Origin of the sequence: Oceanospirillum beijerinckii DSM 7166, assembly GCF_000422425.1 — a bacterium.
Taxonomy (GTDB): domain Bacteria; phylum Pseudomonadota; class Gammaproteobacteria; order Pseudomonadales; family Halomonadaceae; genus Oceanospirillum; species Oceanospirillum beijerinckii.
Window position 1 is genome coordinate 1 of record NZ_AULT01000050.1, and the last position, 23,920, is coordinate 23,920.

General features: G+C 47.1%; 21 protein-coding genes and 1 pseudogene. 15 read left to right on the forward strand and 7 right to left on the reverse strand.

The features are described 5' to 3' along the window. Positions 1-196 (forward strand): annotated as a pseudogene (locus H579_RS29480) (IS4-like element ISCku4 family transposase); the annotation flags it as partial. Between the two features lie 241 nt (positions 197-437). On the opposite strand, the gene H579_RS29165 reads toward H579_RS29480, so the two are convergent. The 3 genes from H579_RS29165 to H579_RS25835 all read right to left on the reverse strand — a co-directional run bounded on the left by H579_RS29165 (position 438) and on the right by H579_RS25835 (position 5,368). Further along, a complete protein-coding gene (locus H579_RS29165; RefSeq protein ID WP_157834627.1) occupies positions 438-602 on the reverse strand; it encodes a hypothetical protein in 165 nt (54 codons plus the stop codon). Positions 603-815: 213 nt separating this feature from the next. Further along, the gene (locus tag H579_RS0114830; protein WP_084624158.1) at positions 816-2,474 is read right to left on the reverse strand and encodes a methyl-accepting chemotaxis protein; all 1,659 of its coding nucleotides are present in this window, start codon (positions 2,472-2,474) and stop codon (positions 816-818) included. A gap of 206 nt (positions 2,475-2,680) precedes the next feature. Continuing rightward, entirely contained in the window at positions 2,681-5,368 is a 2,688-nt protein-coding gene (locus H579_RS25835) for a sensor domain-containing protein (protein ID WP_169449714.1), read from the reverse strand. 342 nt (positions 5,369-5,710) lie between these two features. Here H579_RS25835 and H579_RS0114840 point away from each other — a divergent pair, with 342 nt between their 5' ends. From H579_RS0114840 to H579_RS29170, 5 genes are all read left to right on the forward strand, one after another. Further along, a complete protein-coding gene (locus H579_RS0114840) occupies positions 5,711-5,968 on the forward strand; it encodes a Trp family transcriptional regulator (RefSeq protein WP_028301339.1) in 258 nt (85 codons plus the stop codon). An 8-nt stretch (positions 5,969-5,976) separates the two neighbouring features. Continuing rightward, complete coding sequence (locus H579_RS25840; RefSeq protein WP_084624159.1) at positions 5,977-7,473, forward strand: anthranilate synthase component I family protein; 1,497 nt, start codon at positions 5,977-5,979, stop codon at positions 7,471-7,473. A gap of 11 nt (positions 7,474-7,484) precedes the next feature. Further along, entirely contained in the window at positions 7,485-8,150 is a 666-nt protein-coding gene (locus H579_RS0114850) for an anthranilate synthase component II (RefSeq protein ID WP_028301340.1), read from the forward strand. 225 nt (positions 8,151-8,375) lie between these two features. Continuing rightward, positions 8,376-9,263: a DMT family transporter gene (locus H579_RS0114855; RefSeq protein WP_028301341.1), complete on the forward strand. Its 888-nt coding sequence runs from the start codon at positions 8,376-8,378 to the stop codon at positions 9,261-9,263. A 170-nt stretch (positions 9,264-9,433) separates the two neighbouring features. Next, positions 9,434-9,607: a hypothetical protein gene (locus tag H579_RS29170; RefSeq protein ID WP_157834628.1), complete on the forward strand. Its 174-nt coding sequence runs from the start codon at positions 9,434-9,436 to the stop codon at positions 9,605-9,607. 76 nt (positions 9,608-9,683) lie between these two features. On the opposite strand, the gene H579_RS25845 is transcribed toward H579_RS29170, so the two are convergent. Further along, complete coding sequence (locus H579_RS25845) at positions 9,684-10,559, reverse strand: LysR family transcriptional regulator (RefSeq protein ID WP_036566372.1); 876 nt, start codon at positions 10,557-10,559, stop codon at positions 9,684-9,686. 164 nt (positions 10,560-10,723) lie between these two features. Here H579_RS25845 and H579_RS0114870 point away from each other — a divergent pair, with 164 nt between their 5' ends. The 5 genes from H579_RS0114870 (at position 10,724) to megL (ending at position 16,515) form a co-directional block, all read left to right on the forward strand. Further along, entirely contained in the window at positions 10,724-11,797 is a 1,074-nt protein-coding gene (locus H579_RS0114870) for an NAD(P)H-dependent flavin oxidoreductase (protein ID WP_051227675.1), read from the forward strand. Positions 11,798-12,095: 298 nt separating this feature from the next. Further along, entirely contained in the window at positions 12,096-12,449 is a 354-nt protein-coding gene (locus H579_RS0114875; protein WP_036566373.1) for a metalloregulator ArsR/SmtB family transcription factor, read from the forward strand. 78 nt (positions 12,450-12,527) lie between these two features. Further along, positions 12,528-13,544, forward strand: a complete 1,017-nt coding sequence (locus H579_RS0114880) for an ArsJ-associated glyceraldehyde-3-phosphate dehydrogenase (RefSeq protein WP_028301344.1) — start codon at positions 12,528-12,530, stop codon at positions 13,542-13,544. A gap of 150 nt (positions 13,545-13,694) precedes the next feature. Continuing rightward, complete coding sequence (gene arsJ / locus H579_RS0114885) at positions 13,695-14,918, forward strand: organoarsenical effux MFS transporter ArsJ (RefSeq protein ID WP_028301345.1); 1,224 nt, start codon at positions 13,695-13,697, stop codon at positions 14,916-14,918. Between the two features lie 388 nt (positions 14,919-15,306). Then, positions 15,307-16,515, forward strand: a complete 1,209-nt coding sequence (megL, locus tag H579_RS0114895; protein WP_028301346.1) for a methionine gamma-lyase — start codon at positions 15,307-15,309, stop codon at positions 16,513-16,515. 127 nt (positions 16,516-16,642) lie between these two features. Here megL and H579_RS25850 read toward each other — a convergent pair whose 3' ends face one another. Further along, a complete protein-coding gene (locus H579_RS25850) occupies positions 16,643-17,056 on the reverse strand; it encodes a thiol-disulfide oxidoreductase DCC family protein (RefSeq protein ID WP_051227676.1) in 414 nt (137 codons plus the stop codon). A gap of 198 nt (positions 17,057-17,254) precedes the next feature. Between H579_RS25850 and H579_RS0114905 the strand changes: the two genes are divergently transcribed. Further along, entirely contained in the window at positions 17,255-18,199 is a 945-nt protein-coding gene (locus H579_RS0114905; RefSeq protein WP_051227677.1) for a DMT family transporter, read from the forward strand. 619 nt (positions 18,200-18,818) lie between these two features. Here H579_RS0114905 and H579_RS25855 read toward each other — a convergent pair. After that, complete coding sequence (locus H579_RS25855) at positions 18,819-19,004, reverse strand: RSP_7527 family protein (protein ID WP_036566374.1); 186 nt, start codon at positions 19,002-19,004, stop codon at positions 18,819-18,821. Positions 19,005-19,118: 114 nt separating this feature from the next. On the opposite strand from H579_RS25855, the gene gcvA reads away from it, so the two are divergent. After that, entirely contained in the window at positions 19,119-20,021 is a 903-nt protein-coding gene (gene gcvA, locus H579_RS0114915) for a transcriptional regulator GcvA (protein WP_342662792.1), read from the forward strand. A gap of 161 nt (positions 20,022-20,182) precedes the next feature. Here the strand turns inward: gcvA and H579_RS0114920 are convergent, their stop codons facing one another. Then, positions 20,183-20,401 carry a hypothetical protein gene (locus H579_RS0114920; protein ID WP_028301349.1) on the reverse strand — a complete coding sequence of 73 codons (219 nt, stop codon included), beginning with the start codon at positions 20,399-20,401 and terminating at the stop codon, positions 20,183-20,185. A gap of 343 nt (positions 20,402-20,744) precedes the next feature. Here H579_RS0114920 and H579_RS25860 point away from each other — a divergent pair, with 343 nt between their 5' ends. Both H579_RS25860 and modB read left to right on the forward strand, forming a co-directional pair. After that, on the forward strand, positions 20,745-22,754 hold the full coding sequence (locus H579_RS25860) for a methyl-accepting chemotaxis protein (protein ID WP_169449715.1): 2,010 nt from the start codon (positions 20,745-20,747) through the stop codon (positions 22,752-22,754). A 447-nt stretch (positions 22,755-23,201) separates the two neighbouring features. Beyond that, the gene (modB, locus tag H579_RS0114930) at positions 23,202-23,876 is read left to right on the forward strand and encodes a molybdate ABC transporter permease subunit (protein ID WP_028301350.1); all 675 of its coding nucleotides are present in this window, start codon (positions 23,202-23,204) and stop codon (positions 23,874-23,876) included. Positions 23,877-23,920: the final 44 nt, after the last annotated feature.

Sequence of the window (23,920 nt, forward strand, 5' to 3'; positions counted from 1 at the left end):
AGTCTGGAGTTACTTCCGAAGCTGGCTGAGAACAATGAATAATGCTCTACCACCTTCTGAGGCAGTTGTAGCCCAAGCGATGCGATCTTCGCTGCCGGAATTTCTCTTGGTTTCCATTGAAAAGCTAAACGCGGTGAAATTCCTGAGCGAGCGAATAGAGATAGAGCGTTATGGAGGCTTCAAGCTCACAGGATGAATATTGATGATAGAAAACAATCGACTAAAACCAGAAAAACGCTTTCCAACAACGAAAGTTTAGACTGGATATGCGCAGTTCATTGAAATCAGAACTACGCACTGTCTAGTATTCTTCTATCTTCGACAACCTTGCTGGCGTTTGTACCGCAGGGTTGTACTTAGTCGCCCAGAAGATAGTAATCCAGAAGAATTAACCCTTATTGGAGACCCTCTTAGGTGGGATTTCAGTTAGCAAAAACTTAGTTAACAACGTTAGTAAGGCGTTTAAATTGCTCCACACAGCTATTAAAGGCTTCTGTGATAGTTCTACCTTCAGCTGTTAAAAGGCGATTCTGTTTGGATAGACGAATTTCTGCCAGCCAGTAAGCCATGCCATTAGCGCTCGTGATTTGACGTAATCTCATAGAGCGTCCCTCTGCTCAAAATGTTAACTCGGGATAATAATTTGTATGCATCAGGTTGAGTGATTTATGTATCTGATTGTGTTGTCTATTCTGCAACCCTGATACATTAATATCGGCCGCCTTTAGATTTCTTTAACATTTTTTTACATAAGGTTTTCCTCAGACCGGACCAGCAGTCTGAGGGACCTTATAGCAATGGGTAGACGGAAAAGGCTAAACTTTGAATGAACCAACGGTGGCACGCAGGCCTTCTGCCAGTTCTGCCATCTCGTGACTGGCTGTTGCGGTATCCTGAGTCCAGGCATTGCCCTGATTGGCCAGTTCCACCATATTGGCGACATTCTGGCTGATCTCATTGGCTGCAGCCGTTTGTTCTTCAGCCGCGCTGGCAATCTGCATATTCATATCGTTAATCTGGGTGACTGCGTTACGAATAATCGCAAGTGCTTCATTGGCTTGGTGAGCGACTTCAACGGTTTGATCTGCTTGGCTGAGGCTGCTTTTCATCTCCTGCACAGCCAAGGCAGCGGTTTGCTGCAAACCAGAGATAATGGAGTGAATCTCTTCGGTGCTTTGTTGTGTTCGTCCTGCCAGTTGGCGCACTTCATCGGCGACCACGGCAAAGCCCCTGCCCTGTTCGCCGGCTCGTGCGGCTTCAATCGCTGCATTGAGCGCCAGTAGATTGGTTTGTTCTGCCACATCGCGAATCACACTTAGCACACTACCGATGGATTCGCTGCGCTGTTCCAGTTGATGGATCACATTGGCGGAGTTTTGAACTGTGGATACCAGTTGATCCAGACTGTTGATCGCTGCACCGACCTTTTCGCTGCCCTCTGCGGCTTGTAAATCGGCATTGCGGGCCGCCTCTGCGGCTTCTGCGGCGTTACGGGCTACTTCAGATACGGTATGGGTGATCTCTTCGATAGCGGTTGCCATCTGATCGGTTTCATCGGTTTGTTGCTGAATCAGACGACTGCTGTTGGTGGTGATGGTGTCCAGTTCTTCCGCTGCAGTCGCGACCTGATCCGTCGATTTTTTAGCTTCGTAGACCAGGTCATGAATCTTATCGACAAATATATTGAAGTGTCGCACCATACGGCAGATCTCATCGTTGCCGTCGGCCTCAATGTGCTTAGTCAGATCTCCTTCTCCCTGGCTGATCTCATCCATCGCTTCAACAGTGCGATTAATCGGTCGAATAATGGAGCCTGCTATTGTTACTACCATCAGCATGATTACTGCTGCTGCAATACCCGCAATCATCAGAAATAGAGTCACGCTTTTCCAAAACTGCTGATCTACATCATCAATATAGATGCCTGAACCGATCACCCAGTTCCAGTCTGGTTCCAGTTCCACGTAGGCTAATTTGGGAACCGGTTTGCCTTGTCCCGGTTTTGGCCAGTGATAATACACCGTACCTTTACCTTGATTGCGGGCCAGGTCAGTCATCTCCTGGAACATATAAACACCGTGAGTATCTTTAATACGCAGTACTTGTTTACCTTCCAGTTCAGGCGTTGTGGGGTGCATAATGATTTCGCCGTTTAAATCCTGTACCCAGAAATAGTCATCATCGCCGTAACGCATATATCTTAAAGACTCTAATGCGTTTTCACGGGCCTCTGTGGGAGATAGTTGACCTTCTTCTACTTTGCTATGCCAGTAATCCAGCATATCGTGAGCAGACTCGACCAGATGCTGAGTCTTGATCGCTTTTTCCTGCAGCATGACTGCTTTAATCTCATTCATTGCAACCGCAGATAAGATTGACATGCCAATCAGAGTAACGATCAGCATAGATGCAAGACGCCAGCGAATAGGGATGGTGCGCAGATTAAAGGTCATCTTAATTACCTTACTTTCCATAGTTATTTAACGCCTATGCTGCGCTGCAATGTTTGCGGTTGCGTGACAACCAAGTTAAGGAGTTTTTAAAGTGTATCATTAGAGTTAATACACTTTTGGTTGGGCTTAGGAGTAGAGTAAATCTTCCCTTGAGCAAATTCTGAGAGAAAACGGGTACGGCAAACAACAGTGGCCGAGGGGGGTGTAAAAGAGCTAAAATGAAGGCATCAAATAGTAAAATTGAGCACCTGTTTTGTCTGGTAATACTTAAACAACCCGACAAACTCATCAGCAGGGACCGGTCGGCTAAAGAGGAAGCCCTGACCCTCGTCGCACTCGAGTTCACTGAGAAAAATCTGCTGCTCAACGGTTTCAATACCTTCTGCAATCACTTCTAATTGCAAACTCTTCGCCATTAAAATAATCGCCTTGGTTATTGCGATATCGTTGCTGTCTTGAGGGATATCCTGCACAAAGGAGCGGTCGACTTTCAGCTTGTGAATCGGTAACTGTTTCAGCTGGCTTAGAGAAGAGTAACCGGTACCAAAGTCATCAATAGCCAGGCGAATACCCATATCACGAATCTGTTCCAGCACCGGAATCGCTTCAGCCTGATGTTCCATAATAAAGGTTTCGGTAATCTCCAGCTCCAGATAGCGGGCATCCAGATCACACTCCTGCAGCACATCGGTGACCTGTTGGCAGATATCGCTGTGAGTGATCTGAGGACCAGCCAGGTTAACCCCCATGCTTTGCAGATGATAGCCCTGCTGGTGCCAACGTTTGAGCTGACAGCAAGCTTGTTTCAGCACCCACTGTCCCAGAGGAATAATCAGTCGGGTATCTTCGGCGATAGGGATAAAGTCCGCCGGGGATATCATACCTTTTTCAGGGTGAATCCAGCGTACCAGGGCTTCAGCCCCCTTTATCACTCCGGTGGCAAAGTCAATTTGAGGTTGGTAATAGACCTCAAACTGCTCTTCGGCCAGAGCCTGGCGCAGATCGCTCTCCAGTGAAAGCCGTTTCATGGCTGCTTCGGCTAACTCTTCGGAGTAGAACTGGAAGCAGTTGCGTCCGGCGTGTTTAGCCCGATACATAGCGGTATCCGCGTTTTTGATCATTTCGGTGGCATTACTGCCATCTCTGGGATAAACACTGATACCGATACTGGGTGAAACAAACAGCTCATGGTCGCCGTATTGAACCACTTCTGACACCGTTTTTAACAGTTGCTGGGCCAGATGTTCCAGATAGAGTGGTTCTTCAATCTCTTCGGCCACAATCATAAATTCATCACCACCCAGACGAGCCACGACATCATCTTCATGTACAGTGGCAGTTAGGCGGTCGGCAATCACTTTTAATAGCTCATCGCCAATCTGATGCCCCAGACTGTCATTGATCTTTTTAAAGTTATCCAGATCAATAAACAGCACACCGACAGGACGTTTGACCCGGTCTGAGTGTTTAATGGCATGGTCCAATTGTTCGGTTAGAGATAGTCGGTTCAACAGACCCGTTAACGGGTCATGGAAAGCCAGTTGGCGCAGTTTTTCTTCGGTGGCTTTTTTCAGGGTGATGTCGGAGAAGACTCCAATATAGTAGGGTTCTTTGCTGTCATCGACATAGGTGATCGTCAGCCATTTAGGATAGATCTCACCGTCTTTGCGTCGGTCCCAGATCTCCCCCTGCCATTGGCCTTGATCCTGTAGACGTTGACGCATCTGTTGGAAAAACTCAGTACCATGGCGACCGGAGCGCGTAAAGCCTGCGTTTTTTCCGATACTTTCCTCTTCGCTATAACCGGTAATCTCAACAAAGGCTTTATTTACCGAGATTATTTTTTCATTGGCATCACTGATCAGAACCGCATCGGAGATCTTTTCAAACACTGCTGCAGAGCGTTCCAGGGAGTGCTGCTGTTTACGGCGTACCGTTATATCACGAATACTGACAATGGCCACTTTATATCCGTCTTCTGATAGATACCCCAAACTGATATCCACAGGTACCGCATTACCCTGTTTATTTTGCAGGGCGATATCCAGGCTACCGTCCATCGAGCGTTGTTTAGGTGCTTGAAAATAACGATTACGCAGATGATGGTGGGAGTGACGGATGTCGTCTGGCATCAGATCTTCAACTGACATCTGTATCAGCTCCTGACGACTGTAGCCGGTCATCTGGGTTGCTACATCGTTGGCTTGTTTGATCTGACCGTCTTCAGCCACAATCATCATGGCATCAGGAGAGGTTTCAAACAGTTTGTTATAATACAGATTGGCTTTACGGACAGCAGTATTGGCTTTGTTAAGGCGGTGGAGGAAAATGATAATGGCGATGGTAAGTAATAAGATAAAGGGCAGTACAAAGGCAGCCCAGTAGAACTGCTTCATCGCATTATCAATAGCAAGTTCGGTTTCTTCCAGGTTTTTCTGATTACGGATAATCGCCATGTCGGACAGGATAGAGATCGCTTGCAGGGCAGGTGTATCATCTACCTTCACCCGGTTATCGATAGCGACAGCGGGGGCGTTCTTTTCGATCATCGCAGAAGCGAGATTAAGATTACTCGTGTAACGTTTCAGTACACTTTCCAGTGTGCGCAGAGCCTGTTTCTCTTGCTGGCTGATCTCATACTGGGTGTATTGTTTGAGATGCTTCAATGCGGCCTTGATATCATCGCTGGCCATCTGACGAAGGCTGAGGTCCCGGTGCAGGACGAAGTTTTTAAAATCGTGAATAAAACCGCCGTAACCGAGCTGGCTTTGAATCAGGTTAAGCGTATGAGCAGCTTCACTTTGTGTTTTTTGGTAAGCTGCCCAGCGCTCCTTGATCTGTTCAATCTGATTAATTCCTCTTAAGCCAAAAGTGATAATAATCAGCATCAGGATGGATGAAAAAAGGGCAGTCATCCAGACTTTTGTTTTAAATCCTGTCATTGTTCGCCTTTCTTTAAACCTTGTCCTTGTTTTGCTGTTTTTTCACCCTACTGATCAGTGTCGATGTAAGGCCCGAGTTACGGTAAAAAACGAGTTGCGTTAAAACAAGTCGTACCATAAGTCATAATATAACCGGTATAAAAATAAGGTCATTGAAACCTTTATACCTAATTGTGCTCCGATTTGTCAGGTGATTTTTATTCAGTAGCTAATTTTTTAGCTGAAAAATCATAGTATTAAAACTCTAGCGTCCTTTGGCATACAATAAAGTGAATCCTCTTGACCTAAGCTAAAAATGTGATAGTGTACTAGTACATGAATACGCCAAAAACGACCGATCAACAATATTTGGATGAACTGGTGAACCATTTGCTGGCCATGAAAGACGCTGAGCAGATGCAGAGCGCTATTGAGGGCCTGTTAACACCGTCCGAGTTATCTGAGATCACCAAACGTTTACAAATTTTCAAACTGTTGCGTGAAGGCATACCTCAGCGACAGATCGCCGAGAAGCTGGGTGTGGGCATTGCCACTGTGACCCGTGGCTCTCGTGCTTTAAAAGAGACAAAATAAGGTTTGCTATGGCCACTAAAGACGCACCCAAAAAGCCAACACCGATTGAGCTGCCGCGCAAGCCGCGCTATGTCACGATTACCGCAAATTGTGATTTTTTTGGTCTGTTTAAGAAGATCGAAAAGAAGTTTAAACACTGTTTTTACCTGGAATCGCTAGGTGAAGACAGCCATATCGCCCGTCATTCCATTATTGGCTTTGACCCTGAATTGCAGTTCTACGCCAATGGCAATGAGTTGGTGGTAGAGCAGCGTGATGGCTCTACCGAGCGTTGTGAAAGCGATAACCCTTACTACCTGTTACGGGATATCGTGCCGCAGAATATCATCTCCCGTAAGTATGCCGGTGGTCTGACCGGATACTTGGGTTATGACGCTATGAACTACTTTGAGCCCAGCCTGAGCATTCAAGACAGCGATATGTTTGATGCTTTCCGCTTTGGTCTATTTAAAGATGGTCTTATTCTGGACAAGATGACCGGTGAAGTGATCTATTTCTACTACACCGACAGCCGTCTGGAAGAGGTGCTGATGCTGATTAATGCACCACCGGCCAAAAATGGTGAGCTGACGATCACTTCTTTAGGCGACACTATGAGTCAGGAAGAGCACAAAGATGCCGTGCTCAAGGTGAAGCAGGATATTATCGACGGCAAGATTTTCCAGACCGAAGTGGGCTTTAAAAAGCGCTTTAAGCTGGAAGGTGACGCCATCAATATTTACGAGAAGCTGCGCGAGGTGAACCCATCACCGCAGATGTATTACGTGAAGTTTGGCGATCAAAAGCTGATTGGTGCCAGTCCGGAACTGCTGTTCCGCCTGCGTCAGGGTGAGATGGAAACCTTCCCGCTGGCCGGTACCGCCAAGCGTGGTCAAACCGAACAGGAAGATACCGATTACGCCCGTGCGCTGCTGAACGATCCAAAAGAGATCGCCGAACACAATATGATTGTTGATCTGCACCGTAACGATATCGGTCGTGTGGCCCAGTTTGGCACCGTGAAGGTGCGTAGCCTGATGGATATCAAACGCTTCAGCCATGTACAGCATATCTCCAGTGAGATTGTCGGCATTATCTCCGACAAACACGATATGTTCTCCGCTTTGGCCAGTAACTTCCCGGCGGGCACCCTGACCGGTGCGCCTAAGATCGAAGCGATGAAAATCATCAACGAGATGGAAAACGAGGGTCGTGGTCCTTATGGCGGTGCAGTAGGTCATTTCTCATTTAACGGTGACTGTACCTTTGCTATTCCGATCCGTACCGTATTTGCCAACGGTGAACAGGCTTACGTTCAAACCTGTGGTGGTAACGTTTACGATTCCAACCCGGAAGATGAATACGAAGAGATCCGTCGTAAGTTTGCGGGTACCAAAAAGGTACTGGATCTGTTTGCCCCTGCTGAGCCAGAAGCGGCACAGGCTGAAGCAGATACCGAGTCATCGTCTCACGATTCACCTGCTAACAACAATTCACCTTCAAACAGCAATGATTCGGCACAGTAAGGGAGCCAGAGATGAAAGTTTTTATTGTCGATAACTACGACTCCTTTACCTATAACCTGTACCAGTTTATCGGTGAGATCCTGACCGCAGAGCAGAGCAAGGGCAATATCGAGCGCTTTGAGATTATCGTAAAGCGTAACGATGAGGTGACACTGGCAGAGCTGGAGCAGGTTAATCCTGATCGCATTATTATCTCACCTGGGCCAGGTTCACCGGATGATGACAGTTACTTTGGTGTTTGTGCTCAGGTGATTAAAGAGTTTGGTCCTAAGACGCCTTTGTTAGGTGTGTGTTTGGGCATGCAGGGTATTGTGCATGTCTTCGGCGGTAAGGTGGTTAAAGCCCACCTGCCGATGCACGGTAAGATCAGCCCGATTAGCCATGACGGTGCCGGTATGTTCCGCAATATTCCGGATCAGCTGGAGGTGATGCGTTATCACTCTTTGATGGCCGAAGCGGAAAGCTTCCCGGATTGCCTGCAGTTAACCGCCGTAGTGGGTGACGATATCGAACAGAAGGATTTCGATAACCTGTCCCGTATTCGCAAAGGTGGTGAGTTTGAAGTGATGGGTGTGCAGCATAAAGAGCACCCTATCTATGGTATCCAGTTTCACCCGGAATCTTTTGCGACGGAAGGTGGTAAAGAACTGATTGCTAACTTTCTGTTTAATGAGTGACGGTTATTGTGATTAAGGTGGCTGAGTATGCGCTTTGATCTGCATATATCAGCCTATATGATTTGATGGTACAGGACATCAAAACAATCGCCCCTGTTGGTACTGCCAGCCGGGGCGATTTGGTTTGTGTCGGCCTAAGCTTATGTCTAGCTCTGGCGACGGATAAAAATATCGATATTTTGCTAGAATGTCGTTTTCTTTTTGCTAGTGCGAGATAAAGCCGCAATGACTCTTTTCGAAAATTGGCGCTCACCTATTGTCGTGGGGGCTGGTTTAATTCTGATTTCCGAAGTGTTTTTAGTGTTATCCGGTATGGTCATCAAGCATGTGTCTGTAGATCTGCCGACACAGATGATCGTTTTCTTGCGCAATTTTCTGGGCTTGTTGTTGCTGTTGCCCTGGCTAATGCGTAATGGCCTTGTAGCGATTAAGACTGAGAAACTGCGTTTTCACTTTATGAGAGCGGGAGTTGGTGTTACCGCCATGACCTGCCTGTTTTACTCCTGGGGCCATCTGCCTTTGGCACAAGCAGCACTGATCAAGCAAACCGCTCCGTTTTTTATCCCCATGATTGCCCTGTTTTGGCTAGGTGAGCGTATTGGGTTTATAGTCAAGGTGGCTATTTTGATTGGTTTTACCGGCACCGCGTTTATTCTGAATCCTCAGGAAGGGGCATTGAATATCGGTGTGCTGATTGCTCTGGTCGGCGCTATGTTAGGTGCTTTGGCTAAGGTGACGATTCGTCGGATGCGGGATACTGAACCGGCACAGCGAATCGTGTTTTATTTCGCTTTCTTCAGTGCTCTATTATCCGCTATACCCGCATTGATGGTCTGGCAGCCAATGACTTTGATTCAACTGTTCTGGTTGTTGATTCTGGCGGCAACTTCGACTCTGGCTCAACTATTCTTAAGTAAGGCTTATGGTCTGGCCCCGGCAGGACAATTGGGGCCCTTTACCTATGGCTCCGTTGCTTTTGCAGCTCTGATGGGGTGGTGGTTGTGGGGCGAGGTACTAGAGCTCAATACCTGGTTAGGTATCGCCTTGATTACTTCAGGGGGGATCTTAGCCATGACAGGTAAGAGCCTGCCATCGACTGTGGTAGCCAAATAAATTATTTTTTGACCGTGCTACCTTAAGCAAAAGTATTTCGATGTTTTTTGTAGCGAAAGCATGCCGTACTTTTTGTATAGGTATCAGGTCTTATATGAGCAAAGAGAGGCTTGAGCTTGAGTATTTAACTCAGGGTAGTGAATGTTTAAGGCTTTTACAGGAGATTAGGTATGATAGAAGTTATTGCTGTTATTGTGTTTGCTTTGATCTTTGGGCTAGCTATTGCACGCAAGAAGAATAAGCAGGGCAAAAAACGAATTGGAAAATATTCCAAACGCCGCAGTCATGGTGTCGAGCATGACAATGGTTTGGGTGATGACGGCGGTGATAGTGGTTCTGACTGAACCACTCTTTTTACACACCTTGATACTTAAAGCCTAAATCACTGCGTTACCCGCTTTGGTGGGGATGATTGTCCAGCTAGTTTTGTATCAACTGTCTTAATGTATCAAGTTTAGAGGGCTGATAACTTTGACGCCAGATCAGTAAGGTTTCTGAGTTCGTATATTGAGGGGGTAATGGTAGGCGTTGAATCATCTTGCCTAAAGTAACCACCTGCAAGACTGACTCAGGTACGATAGAAATGCCCGTGCCCGCAGCAACACAGGCTATGATGGCATGATAGGAGCTCATTTCCATAGAATTTCTAATGCTTCCTCCCTGATTTGTTAACCAGCTTTCCAGCACATGCCGATAGGCGCAGCCAGTACGGAATGTAATCAGGTGTTCGCTTATAGCATCAGTGGCTTGCGAGAAGTTTTTACTGCTAGAAGCTATCAGGACAAGGTTTTCCCGAAACGCTAATTGTGTACACAGCCCTTGTAGTGAATGTTGGGTATGAGGCTCTGCGATAAATGCCGCTTCCAGTTCGCAGTTCTTTACTCTTTCAATCAGACTGGCTGTAGTATCTGTCACTAACTCCACTTGAACTTGTGGGCAGCAGGCATGATAGGCAGACAGTAACTCCGGTAAACGAGCCGCTGCTGTACTTTCCATGCTGCCCAGGCGCAAGTTGCCACAGGCGACCCCCTCCTTAAAAGCGTCCTCAGTTTCTTCTGCTAGCTGCAGTAAACGATCCGCATAGGTGAGCAACAGATTTCCTTCTGTAGTAAGTTCCAGTCGACGATTGACGCGATTAAATAAGGTGACGCCCAAACGTACTTCCAACTGAATAATACGGGTACTGATATTGGACTGAACTCGATTCAGTCGCAGTGCTGCCCGTGTAATACCGCCTTCTGTGGCAACGGTGCGGAAGATCTCAAGCGTGTCCAGATCAAGGTTATTTAAGCTCATCTTTTTTTAAGATTTTATTATCACTAATGATCATTTTTAATGATGGCTAGCCTAGCATAAAATTAGGGTTTAGCGCAGTTGTACATAGAAGTCACAGTAGAAAATTAGAGAAACAGAAATACTGGGCTCCTATCGCTTTTGTTTCGTTATGCAAGGAATTTATGATGTCTGACTTACTGTTATCCAATGACCGCAGTATTTTAAGCTTGCTGGATCTTTTGGGCACAGAACTACCTATTATCCAAGCCCCAATGGCGGGTGCACAGGATGAAACCTTAACTGTAGCCGTATCAAAAGCCGGTGGATTAGGCTCTTTGCCCTGCGCCATGTTAAAAGCTGAACAACTGGATCAGGCTTTGGCAACTATCACTGCCCAGACGGATAAACCTTATAACGTAAATTTCTTTTGCCATACACCTGCTGTTCCTGATGATGTGATAGAAAAGAAATGGCGAGAGCAGCTCAAACCCTATTACCAGGAGTGGGGGATTGATGGCGACACTATTCCAGCGGGGCCAGGGCGTGCCCCTTTTGATCAGCAGATGGCTGATGTGTTGCACAAATACAAACCTCGGGTTGTGAGTTTTCACTTTGGTTTGCCGAAGGACAGTCTTTTACAGTCCGTTAAGCAGATGGGAGCCAAGGTGCTATCCAGTGCAACCACTGTTGAGGAGGCTGTTTGGCTGGAGCAAAACGGAGTCGATGCTATTATTGCTCAGGGTATTGAGGCGGGTGGTCATCGGGGAATGTTTTTAACTGAAGATCTGGGTAGTCAGAAGGGGACATTGGAGTTGGTGGCTGATATCGTTGACTCTGTTTCCGTGCCTGTGATTGCTGCGGGTGGCATTATTTCACCGGATGATGTCAGGGCAGCATTAGCTGCCGGTGCCAGTGCCGTTCAGGTGGGGACGGCTTATCTGTTGACCCCGGAAGCAACAACCTCTGAAATTCACCGTAAAGCTCTGCAGTCAGAACAGGCGCAGCATACTGAGTTAACCAATCTTTTTTCCGGCCGACCTGCACGGGGTATTGTGAATCGCCTTATCTCTGAACTGGGGCCGATCAATCCACAGGCACCCGCATTCCCTTTGGCGACCTCAGCTGTTGCTCCTTTAAGAGTCGCAGCCGAAAAGCAAGGTCTTGGTGATTTCTCTCCATTGTGGGCCGGACAAAATACCACTGGTCTGTCTTGCCTGTCTGCAGCCGACCTGACCCGCAAGTTAGGCAGTAGTCACTAAGCGCCTTTTCCTGCCCTCATGCCCTGCTTTCTGTAGGCTGCTGCTTTTTTTAGGCTGCTGCTTTTTTTAGGCTGCTATAGGGCAGTACGGGCTGTTCGAAAGGCTAAGTCAGCTATTCGTTGGTCTTCGTTTCACGGTGGCTTTTGTGCACATACTTAAAGATCTGATACCGTATGAGTTGAAATATATGAAATAACATATATTATCGACAGCCATTCAGTCCATGTGATCAAACGGCCTGATGGCGGCAGTGTGAAGGCCGGGTGGTATGAGTGCGCTTGAGATATGAGGTGGTTTGATGAGCGTAGAGACGGTTCAATTCTTTAAGTGTTTAGCGGATGAAACCCGTCTGCGTTGTCTGCTGTTGATTGAACAGGAGCAGGAGCTTTGCGTCTGTGAACTGATGGCAGCACTGGATGAGAGCCAACCTAAGATCTCCCGACATCTGGCCCAGTTGAGAAAGTGCGGCATTTTGATGGATCGTCGCCAGGGGCAGTGGGTGTTTTATCAATTGTCGCCAGAGCTACCGCAATGGGCGAGACAAGTACTGACCGATACGGCTAACGCCAATGTCCATTTTCTGCAATCAAACCTGGATAATCTGAATAAGATGGGCGCGCGTCCGGAGCGACTCTCCAGCTGTTGCAGCTAAAAATTTTTGATTCAAATATCTGTTTTTTCATATATATGACTTTTCATACCTGTAGCTAAACATTAGGGTGAAGCAAAGATGAGTTCGGTAAAAAAAATCAAAGTCGGTATCAATGGTTTTGGCCGTATGGGCCGCTTGGCAATGCGTGCGGCCTGGGATTGGCCTGAGATGGAGTTTATCCGCATCAATGATCCTGCGGGGAACGCTGAAACTCTGGCGCATCTGATCACTTTTGATTCTATTCATGGCCGCTGGAAAGAGGCCAGTGCTGAAGGCGATCAGATGATGATTGAAGGTCAGGCGCTGACGGTCACTCAGAATAAAACTATCGCAGAAACCGACTGGTCCGATTGTGATCTGGTGATTGAAGCCTCTGGTAAGATGAAAACCAAAGAGCTGCTACAGGCTTATCTGGATCAAGGTGTTAAGCGTGTGGTTGTGACTGCTCCGGTTAAGGAAGAAGGCGTGCTAAACGTGGTGATGGGTGTCAACCAGCACTTGTATGATCCTGAGCAGTTCCCGATTGTGACAGCGGCATCCTGCACCACTAACTGTTTGGCTCCGGTTGTGAAGGTGATCCACGAAAAACTGGGTATTAAACACGGTTCTATGACCACCATCCACGATATTACCAATACACAAACTATTCTGGATGCGCCTCATAAGGATCTGCGTCGTGCCCGTGCCTGTGGTATGAGCCTGATCCCGACAACGACGGGTTCTGCCACTGCGATCACCCATATCTTCCCTGAGCTGAAAGGCAAGCTGAATGGTCATGCGGTACGTGTGCCTCTGGCCAATGCTTCTCTGACCGACTGTGTATTTGAGGTAGAAAAGTCGACCTCTGAAGAAGAGGTGAATGCACTGCTACAAGAGGCCGCAGAGGGTGAGTTGAAAGATATTCTAGGTTATGAAGAGCGCCCTCTGGTGTCTATTGATTACCGTACCGATCCACGTTCCAGCGTGGTGGATGCGCTGTCGACTATGGTGGTCAATGGTACTCAGGTGAAACTGTATGTTTGGTATGACAACGAGTGGGGCTACGCCAATCGCACAGTTGAGTTGGCCCGTATGGTCGGTTTAATGGATCAGTAACCGTCATTTAATCCGTAATTGAATCACGATTGGTCGCTGTGTTTTTGGTAACGGTGCTGTCATTGCCTTTGCCATCATTAGAGCTTCTCTGTCTCTTTGCAGCGCAGCGACTGATATGAAATTGACGGCTAATACAACTGGAGATAAGTAATGTTAAGTCAGCTGTCACCGGCGGTGCGTCAGTACCTGATCGTGACCGGAAACTATTGGGCTTTTACCTTAACCGATGGTGCCTTGCGCATGTTGGTGGTTCTGCATTTCCATGCCTTGGGTTATAGCCCGTTGGAAATTGCCCTGTTGTTTCTGTTTTATGAGTTTTTTGGTGTGATCACTAATCTGGTAGGTGGCTGGCTGGGAGCTCATCTGGGGCTAAACCGCACCATGAATATCGGTTTGGCGATGCAGGTGATCGCCTTGTGCATGCTGCTGGTGCCCGCCAGTTGGCTAACGGTACCCTGGGTGATGGCGGCTCAGGCGCTGTCAGGTATTGCTAAAGACCTGAACAAGATGAGCGCTAAAAGCTCTATCAAGCTGTTAGTGCCGGAAAATGCTCAAGGTAGCTTGTATCAGTGGGTCGCGATTCTTACTGGATCAAAAAATGCGCTTAAGGGTGTTGGTTTCTTTCTGGGTGGTTTGCTATTAGCCCTATTAGGTTTTACCGGAGCCATTGGCGCTATGGCGGTTATGCTGGCCGTGGTATGGGTGTTTAGTGTCTTAAGCCTGAAAAAAGATCTGGGCAAAGCCAAAAACAAGCCTAAGTTCAAGGATATGTTATCCAAGAGCAAACCCGTGAATATGCTCTCTGCCGCACGCCTGTTTCTGTTTGGTGCCCGTGATGTCTGGTTTGTTATCGCCCTGCCGGTTTATCTGGCCGCAGAGTTTGGTTGGGATCATGCTTATGTCGGTGGTTTTCTGGCGCTGTGGGTGATCGGCTACGGTATTGTGCAATCATTGGCCCCTTATGTGACCGGCAAACGCAGTGGTCAGGTGCCTGATGGTAAAACGGCTTTTGTCTGGGCTGGTGTGTTGATGCTAACCCCTGCGTTGATTGCATTAGCGTTAAGCAATCAGGTTAGCCCGCAGATCAGTTTATTGGGTGGCTTGATGATCTTTGGTGCGCTGTTTGCAGTGAGCTCCTCACTGCACAGCTATTTGATTGTCAGTTATGCCGGACGTGACGGTGTATCGCTGGATGTGGGCTTTTACTATATGGCCAATGCTGCGGGGCGTCTGTTGGGTACAGTGCTGTCTGGTTGGATCTTTCAGGTAGCAGGGCTTGAAGCCTGCTTGTGGGTCTCCAGCTTGATGCTGCTGGTAGCGACGGGTGTTTCTTTGGCATTGCCCAGTCAGAAGGCGTCTTCAACCCGATATTAAGCATCACTTTGTATAGACCGACTTGTATCTTTCGCTAGATGCTTCCAGCCGGATTCGCTCTGGCTGGCTTTTTCCATTTCTTGTTTATCTTTTTTCACGCTTTCTCTTCTATTCGCTATCTCTGCGTTTATTGGGCTCAGAATATTACTCTGATGTACCTGTTTTTCTTTTGCAGGTTTGTCTCTATCAATTGGTAGGCTTATCGCTTGTTTTTCAGTTTTGTGGTGTGTTTTTCACTCTTTATCTTTCTGGTTGGTGAAAATCACCAAATTAGCCGCTTTGTTACCCATCTATTTGGTGCAAAAGGCCATGGTGAGTGCACTAAGCTTTTAAAAAGAGATCAAAACTATTAAGTAAACCCAAGAATAAGAAGCTGAATAGGTGTTTTATGAAGCAGTCTGATAAGGCTCACAAGGCCGGTTTTGCAACCCGTGCAATCCACTCCGGGTATGATGCCAGTACAGAGAAGGGATCACTGACCCCGCCCATCTATATGACTTCAACTTTTGCTTTTGACTCGGTAGAGCAGGGCGCAGAGCGTTTTGCCGGTGAAGCTGAAGGTCCTATTTATTCCCGTTTGGGTAATCCTACTCAGGATATTCTGGAAACACGTTTGGCTGACCTGGAGGAAGGTGAAGCGGCATTGGCAACGGCATCGGGAATGGGCGCCATTAGTGCGACTTTCTGGACGCTTTTAAGTGCTGGCGATCATATTGTGGCCGATAAAACCCTGTATGGCTGCACTTTTGCTCTGTTGGAACACGGCTTAACCAAGTTCGGTGTGACGGTCAGTTATGTCGACTGCTGCGATGTTAAAGCTGTTGAAGCCGCGTTAACGGCTCAAACCCGCTTGGTGTACTTTGAGTCGCCAGTAAATCCAACCCTTCGGGTAATGGATATCGCGGCGATCAGCGAAAGAGTACACGCTTACAACGCTGATATTAAAGTGATTGTTGATAACACTTACTGCACTCCAGCACTGCAACGACCATTAACCCTGGGGGCTGATCTGGTTGTTCACTCGGCGACTAAATATCTTGGTGGTCATGGCGATCTGATTGCTGGTGCTGTGATTGGCGATGCAGAGACATTGCAACGTATACGCCTGGAAGGTATTAAGGATATGACCGGTGCAGTGATCTCGCCAATGACTGCGTTTCTGATTCAACGTGGTCTGAAAACCCTTGAAATCCGTATGCAGCGCCATAGTGAATCGGCACTGAAGATTGCTCAGTGGTTAGCCGAACAGCCGGAGATTGAGCATGTTTATTATCCGGGGCTGGAAGAGAGTCCATTTTATGAGCTGGCTAAAAAGCAGATGGCACTGTCGGGCGGCATGATCGCCTTTGAGCTGAAAGGTGGCCTGGAGATGGGCAAGCGCTTTATGAGCAATCTGGAGATGATCAAACGTGCGGTCAGTCTTGGTGATGCAGAAACCCTGTGTCAGCATCCGGCGAGTATGACGCACTCTACCTACACACCTGAAGAGCGTATAGCTCACGGCATCTCAGAAGGTTTGGTACGTCTGTCGATTGGGTTGGAATCAGTGAGCGATATTCAAGATGATGTTAGGCAGGCGCTCACTGCAGCGAGATAAGGCTTGAGTCAGCTCCTTCTGCCTACAGGTTTTATCAAAAGAAGCCCGCTTTACTGCAAAGTGAAAGCGGGCTCTTTGTTTGGTCTAAGTGAAATTTTTTGATGAAATGGATGTAGGTGAAGAATGTTCAAGGAACACAGCGGTCACAGCTATCTTTATCTGATCCTGGTTTCTGTAGCCGAGGTCGATAACGGGCAAAAGTCGTGTATGCCCGGTCAAATAACGGTTTTAGTAACGGCCAGCCTGTAGGGGCCATTAACCAGCCAAGTCCAATAAGTTGATAAATCTTTCTTGTAGCCTCCATCCCTTGCAGCCACTGTCCGTTAGCATTACGCAGATGCAAGCTGGCCATAAACTCACTGATCTCTTTTCCATGCTGTTTGGCATCAAAATCAGTAGCACTGATATCTATAAAAGTCAGTCCTACTCCTCGATTTAAGACTCTCCTCTTTAGCCAGCGAACCTCTTTTTGGCACAGAGGGCAGGCTCCGTCATAAAAAAGACTAAAGGTGTCGGTATTTGTCAAAGGTGGTTGGTTCATTTGGTTAACCTGAAACTTAGAGCAGAATGGTGTAGTGACTTTTACGGCAAGCTCTGGCTTTTGGTGCTGTCTAGCTCTTATAAGGTCGTTTTTTTGGTGAAATCTGCTAATTGGCGTTGATCTTATGTCGATATTTGAGCACTTTCGTTACCGCTAATCCTGCACAATAGCGCTGTTTTCATTTACGGGTTCAGTGTTATGTCCAGTGTATCTTCCCAAAGCTCAGCTTCTGTGCTGCAGGTTAAAGAGTTAGAGGTGACCGCCCAGCAAAAAGCGTTAGGTCTGGCGGCGGCTTTGATGATGGTTTTGGTCTGGTCGAGCTATTTTATGTCGCTGCGTATCGGTGCTGCATCGCCTTTGACCACCTTTGAAATTGCGCTATTTCGTTTTGCGATTCCAGGTTTGTTATTAGCACCGCTATTTTTTAAACATCTGACACAGATTCGCCAGGTGCCCAAGCTTTATCTGGCTGGGATGCTCGTAGGTGGTGGCCTGCCGTTCTTCTGGCTGGGAGCGATGGGGATGCAATCAGGACAGGTCGCTGAGGGCAGTACGCTGATCCCTGGTGTTGCACCTTTGTTTGTTACGGGAATTGCAGTGGCGATCTATCGCCAGCCACTGTCTAAATGGCGCTTATTCGGGCTGTTTTTGATTGCTACCGGTGTAGCGGCTTTTCTGATCGATTCTTTGTTAGGTGATGCCAGCTTACAGGCGCAGGGTATTTTCTTAGTCGCGAGCTTCTTCTGGGCGTTATTTGCCATCTCTGTACGTCAGTGCGGTTTATCACCACTTGTAGCGGCTTCTGTGGTGACTTTACCGACAGGATTGGTGCTGGTGGCTACTGGTTTGATTGTACAGCCTGAGCTGGGTTGGCATCAGCTTTCCGGTAATGAGTTACTGGCACAGATGCTGACACAGGGCTTTGGTGCAGGTTTAGCCTCCAGTTTTCTGTTTGCGTTTGCAATTTCCCGTATGGGGGCTGAAGTCACGTCTGCCATTGGTTCTATGACGCCGGTTGCTGCATCAGCTATCGCTTTATATTGGTTGGGCGAAGTGTTGAGTGAAAATGTACTTATGGGTATTGCGCTAATCAGTGTCGGCGTTGTCTTGGCCAGTGGCATTGTTCGGGATCGAGCGCCATAAGTGTTGATTAATCAAAAGCGTGAAAGAGAATTCGCTAGAATGGGTCATTAACGCCTGAGCGCGCTAAATTGATCGTTTCATGTAGTTTGGGTGGCTTAGGTCGCCCTTTTTTTCGTCTGGTATTTGGGGGATGGATTCTGTTTCACAAGATCAGCTTATGATCAGGTTTGGTACAAATAATCTGGTACAAATAAATAGTAGGGAGCAGCAGAAAGAGAATAGTCGGGGGCAGTCTAAACTGTTCCCCCTCTCTTGAAAAAGATCGGCCTGATAAAGCTTGAGGCAAGTGTAGTCAGCCAGTTGTTAGCTGTACTATAACTTCAGAGAGGATCTGTGACAGAGGCCATTGTGGCCTGGGTGTATACCTTTAGGCACCTGTTAAATTTTGGTGCTTACTCTGTGTTACCAGCAGTTACCCCGCAAAGGGTAAGCTATTGCTACTCTTGTTATGTAAAGTTCGTGATTTGGCATCACTGGTTGGAGCGTTTATAGCAGCTTCAATACATAGCTAAACAAAGGGTCTCAATATTTTTCTGTCCATCGCTGGAGAATACAGCGCTTTGATGGAGAGAAGCTTTTTGTTTGAGTGCCTGGTATTGTTACTCTATATATCCAGTCATTAGTGAGCTGGACGGCTGATCTGAATGCTGATTTTTGGCAGACGGATTGCCAGTTTAGCAACCAGCTTAGCTTTTAGACTGCTGAATAAATCTGCAATATAAGCGTCACGTTCCAGCTTAGCTTCACGAATGTAGTATTCAACGTCCAGATTATCAAATTGGTCTAGTTTAATATCGTTTTTCACTGTGATTTCCTCAATGGATATAGTGTTTTGCTTCGATAGGCGCATATTAAAGTGTTTGATGGACTTGAACAAACGATGAATTTTTAACAGAATGATGAAAAAATCTAATCATTTGTGAGGTGGGTTATCAGACGTCTTCCCCCAATGAATTCGCTTAAGGTTTTTGAAGCCGCAGCGAGGAATGAGAGTTTCGTTGCTGCTGCTGAAGAGCTTTTTATCACCGCGTCAGCGGTCAGCCATCAGATGAAGGGGCTAGAGCAGTATCTGGGCTTGGCTCTGTTTAGGCGCAATAAGCGCAAGGTTGAGCTGACACCTGCAGGTTCACAGTATCTGCAATCGATTCGTCAGGCGCTGGATGAGATCGAAGCGGCAACTTATCGTATCACCTCAAATCCTGAACGGGATGCTGTGACTATTAGTGTGGCACCTAACTTTTTGATTCGTTGGCTGATGCCGAGAATGAATAGGTTTCAGGAACAGTTCCCTGATGTGGAGCTGCAGATTAGCGCTTCAACCGGTTTGATCGACTTTAATAAACAGAATACGGATATGGCGGTTTATTTTGGTCATGGTGATTGGCACGATATTGAGGTGCATTTCCTGCGTAATGTGCTGCTGGTACCTGTATGTAGTCCAAACCTCTTAGTTGGCCCCAAAGCGTTACAAACACCTGAGGATCTGCGTAAAAACACCCTGATTCATGTCAGTAAGCGGTTATATGAGTGGCCGGAGTGGCTGCAGTTGGCTGGGGTCGAATATAAGGGCTTTAGCCGCGGTTTGCAGCTTTCCAGTGGCCAGTTGGCAACGGGAGCCGCTCAGGAGGGATTAGGCGTGGCTTTGGCTGATAGTACGTTGACTTCCAGGGAGATCGAACAGGGGAGGCTTGCGATGCCATTTGATATTATGCTGGATACCCATAAATCTTTTTATCTGGTGTATCAGAAAAACCGACCACTCTCTTATGGTATGCAGGTATTTAAAGACTGGATGATAGAAGAGATGCAGGAAAACAGCTAGGGAAGAGTGCTGTGCTGTATTTCAGTGACTAATACAAAAGCATCTGACCCGTGTGCGGGGCTTTAATGTCTGGAACTCTGAACGAGTGAGTCCCAGACATTGGTCGTGGCTTTTGGCTGCTCGCCTTTAACCGGGTAACCTGGCCGTCTATTGAGCAGCGACTAGCTCAATACGATGAACTCGGCACTCAGGTCCAGCTCATCTTCACCAACAATCTCTTCTAAAGGTTTGGTGCGAGTGCCCGCTTTGTAGTCCAGATAAGCGGCTACGTGAACAACCAGATCGCCATCATCCTCCTGAACTAAAACGCTCTCATCTAGGATGGCTTTCTGTAATTTCTTTTTCTGGGTGTTCGATACGGAGATTTCTTGCAGACTCATTCGTTATCCTGAAAGTTAAATTTAAACTCAGGGTAAGTATATCCCTTGATACCGTATAAGTCGTGATTCTCTTGTATTTAATCTTTACTGGAAGGGCGATAAGCACCGAGGTGGGTCATCCTGGGGTTTTATGTGTTACTTTTTGTCATGATTTGTGACTTTTCTCTCGTTTTGGTCGCAATTGTCTATTGAGTAATTTTAGCTAATTTAGGAGTATTGAAGTATATATGTATTTTATAAAAATATTATGAGAGTACTGGTAGCCATTTTTACAAAGTACTTGAATATTTAATCGCATGGAGGTGCGAGGATGCTCAGCTCCCTATCTATGACCAGGAAACTGATGGTCACGCTTGTCCCGATTATTGTTATTATTCTGTTGACGATAACCTTGCTGCTCAACAGTGAAGTTAAAGATACCAGTACCCGTAAAGCCGTTGAAACCGCTCACCTGTTGGCCGTAGAAGAGGGCCATAAGGTGATTTCTCCTCTTATTGATGAATTACAGCAGCTGAAAGGCCTGGCCAGTGTAGCCAAAAATCGAGGCCAAATTGATGTACAAGTGCGTCGGGATTACTTTAACGGTTTGTTAAAGCAGTATCTGCGGGATCGCCCTGCATTGATTGGTAGTTGGACTCTGTGGGAGCCCAATGCTTTTGATGGTCAGGACGGCCGACATCAAAACAGTGCTAATCATGATCAGACTGGGCGCTATATCCCTTATTGGTATCGTGACGGACAAGGCAATATCCAGGTTGAAGCACTAGTGGATTATGATACACCTGGCGCGGGTGATTACTATCTGTTGTCCAAACAAAGCAAAAAAGCCACGATTCTTGATCCTTACTTCTATGAGATTGATGGTAAGCCTCAGTTAATCACCTCAATTGTAGTGCCTATTCTCGAACAAGGTCAGTTTAAGGGGGTAGTGGGTGTTGATATGTTGGTCGGTGAGATCCAGAAACAGGTGAGTCAAATCCATCCTTATGGTGTGGGGGTTGCGGCTCTGTTTACTCATAACGGGACAATAGTCGCGCACCCTGATGCTAAACGTCTGGGTAAAGACGCCGCTAAAACCGAAGGTGATATCTCCGGTGAAGCACTTCCGGCACTGATTCAGTCAATTAAATCCGGTAATCCATTTGATGTGGTAACCACTACCCCCTTATTTGAAGGTAAGACACTAATTCTTAATGAAAAAATTGATTTAACCGATACGGGTTATCACTGGAATCTTGCAGTGGCTATGCCGATGGCTAAGGTCACTGAAGAAGCCGATGTATTGGTGCGCACTGTGTTGATCATTTGCCTGGTGGCATTAGTGGGTTTAATCGTGGTAATTATGCTGGTTGCCAAAAGAATCTCCAGCCCACTGGGACATTTGGCGAGTGCTCTGGATGATATCGCTAACGGCGATGGTGATCTGACCCGTCGTTTAAAGGTGGAAGGTAAAGATGAGGTTGCGACCCTGAGTCATGCCTTTAATACCTTTGCTGAGCGTATTCGTGTATTAGTCTCCGGTGTTGCGGAGCAGAGTCAGCAGATGGCGGCTATTTCGACTCAGCTTGAGAACCATAGCCAGGGTGCCAAAGAAGGCTCTGAGCAGCAGCGTCGTGAAGTGGATATGGTCGCTTCAGCAATGAATGAGATGAACTCTACAGTGGCCGAAGTCGCGGGGAGTGCTCAACAGGCTTCTGATTCTGCTCAAGTAGGTAGCCGTCAGGTGGATGAGGGCTTAGCGATCGTCGACAGTGTGGTCGATAGTATTCAGCAACAGGCTAATGAAATTAAAGCGGCTTCAGATGCCATCGGTGCACTGGAAAAAGGCAGTAAGGAGATTGGTGAGGTGATTCATGTTATTCGTGAGATCGCTGATCAAACCAATCTATTGGCACTGAACGCGGCCATTGAAGCTGCGCGGGCTGGTGAACATGGCCGCGGCTTTGCGGTTGTGGCCGACGAGGTCCGCACGCTTGCTAATCGCACCCACTCGTCCACTCAGGAGATTGAGGATACGATTGCTAATCTGCAACAACAGACCGAGAAGGCTGTGGTTCAGATGGAGCGTAGTCAGTCCCGCTCCGGCGAGAGTGTGCAGCAGGTTCAGAAATCCCGACAGGCATTAGAGCAGATCTCTGAAGAGATGAAGCAGATCACTGGCATGAATATGCAGATCGCTTCAGCAACAGAAGAGCAATCTGCGACAACCGAAGAGCTGTTACGAAATATTCAGCAGATCAACGATGTGGCCGAACGTGCATTACAAGGGGCAAATGAAACCGCAGCCAGCAGCGAGCAGATCAGCCGTGTTGCGAGAAACCTGACTTCCAGCGTGCAAAGCTTTAAGTTCTAACATTTTCTCCTGTCATTCAGCCGGGTGGGCCGTTGTGTCCGGCTCATTCGGCTTTATAAGCACTTCTATAGCGATCTTTCCCCTCTTTTCTCCATTGAACCTTGTCGCTTTTTATTGCTCTTTTATAGTGCTCTTTTTATGGAGTAAGGTGAATGGAGTGCTGCTTCTGACGTTATGAATACGCTTTTTGTCGCTTTTAAGTCTGGTGCCCTATAGTAAATTCATGCAAAATCAAGTCATTACATGGTTGATGCGTATATTTATCATTGTTTTTTAAGAGGATAAACCGTCATTTACCTGGATTATTTAAGCGTGTCATAAGATTCGATCAAGAAAAGCTTATCTGTGCTTTTTATGGCATTAGATTTGCCTGAACCAGATTAATCCACCTGATCGCACCAACTTGAATCCACTATCCATTGATTAACGGGATTAGCACCAGATCTGATGTTCTCGGAAGCAGACCTTACCTCGCTGGTTTTAACCCTTAAGCTGGCCTTTATAACAACGCTGATTTTGCTATTGGTTTGCACACCGCTGGCCTGGTGGTTGGCGTATAGTCGCTGGCGCTTTAAATACGTAGTTGAGGCCATTGTTGCCTTGCCACTGATTTTACCGCCCACTGTATTAGGTTTTTATCTGTTACTGGCTATGGGCGTCCATGGTCCTCTGGGTAAGTTGATGCTAGCGTTGGATCTGACTCCACTGGCTTTTTCATTTACCGGGGTTGTGATTGGCTCGGTATTCTATTCTCTGCCTTTTGTTGTGCAGCCGCTGAAAAATGCCTTTATGGCGATAGGTCGAAGGCCATTGGAGGTGGCTGCAACTCTTGGAGCCAGACCGCTTGAGCGTTTCTGGCGTGTAGCTTTGCCTATGGCGCGTCCGGGCTTTATTACGGCCAGTGTGTTGGGTTTTGCTCATACGGTAGGGGAGTTTGGCGTTGTGTTGATGATTGGCGGCAATATCCCCGGGCAGACTCAGGTCGTATCTATCTCCATCTATGAACATGTTGAGGCGCTAGAATACGGCCAGGCTCACAGTTTATCTGCGATATTACTGATCATGTCCTTTGTCTTGCTGTTGGCTGTGCATGGTGCTAACCGGCCTGTGCGTGTGGTGTAATTCCCAATTGTAGTTGCCTGTTCCTCTCAGGAATAAATAGATTT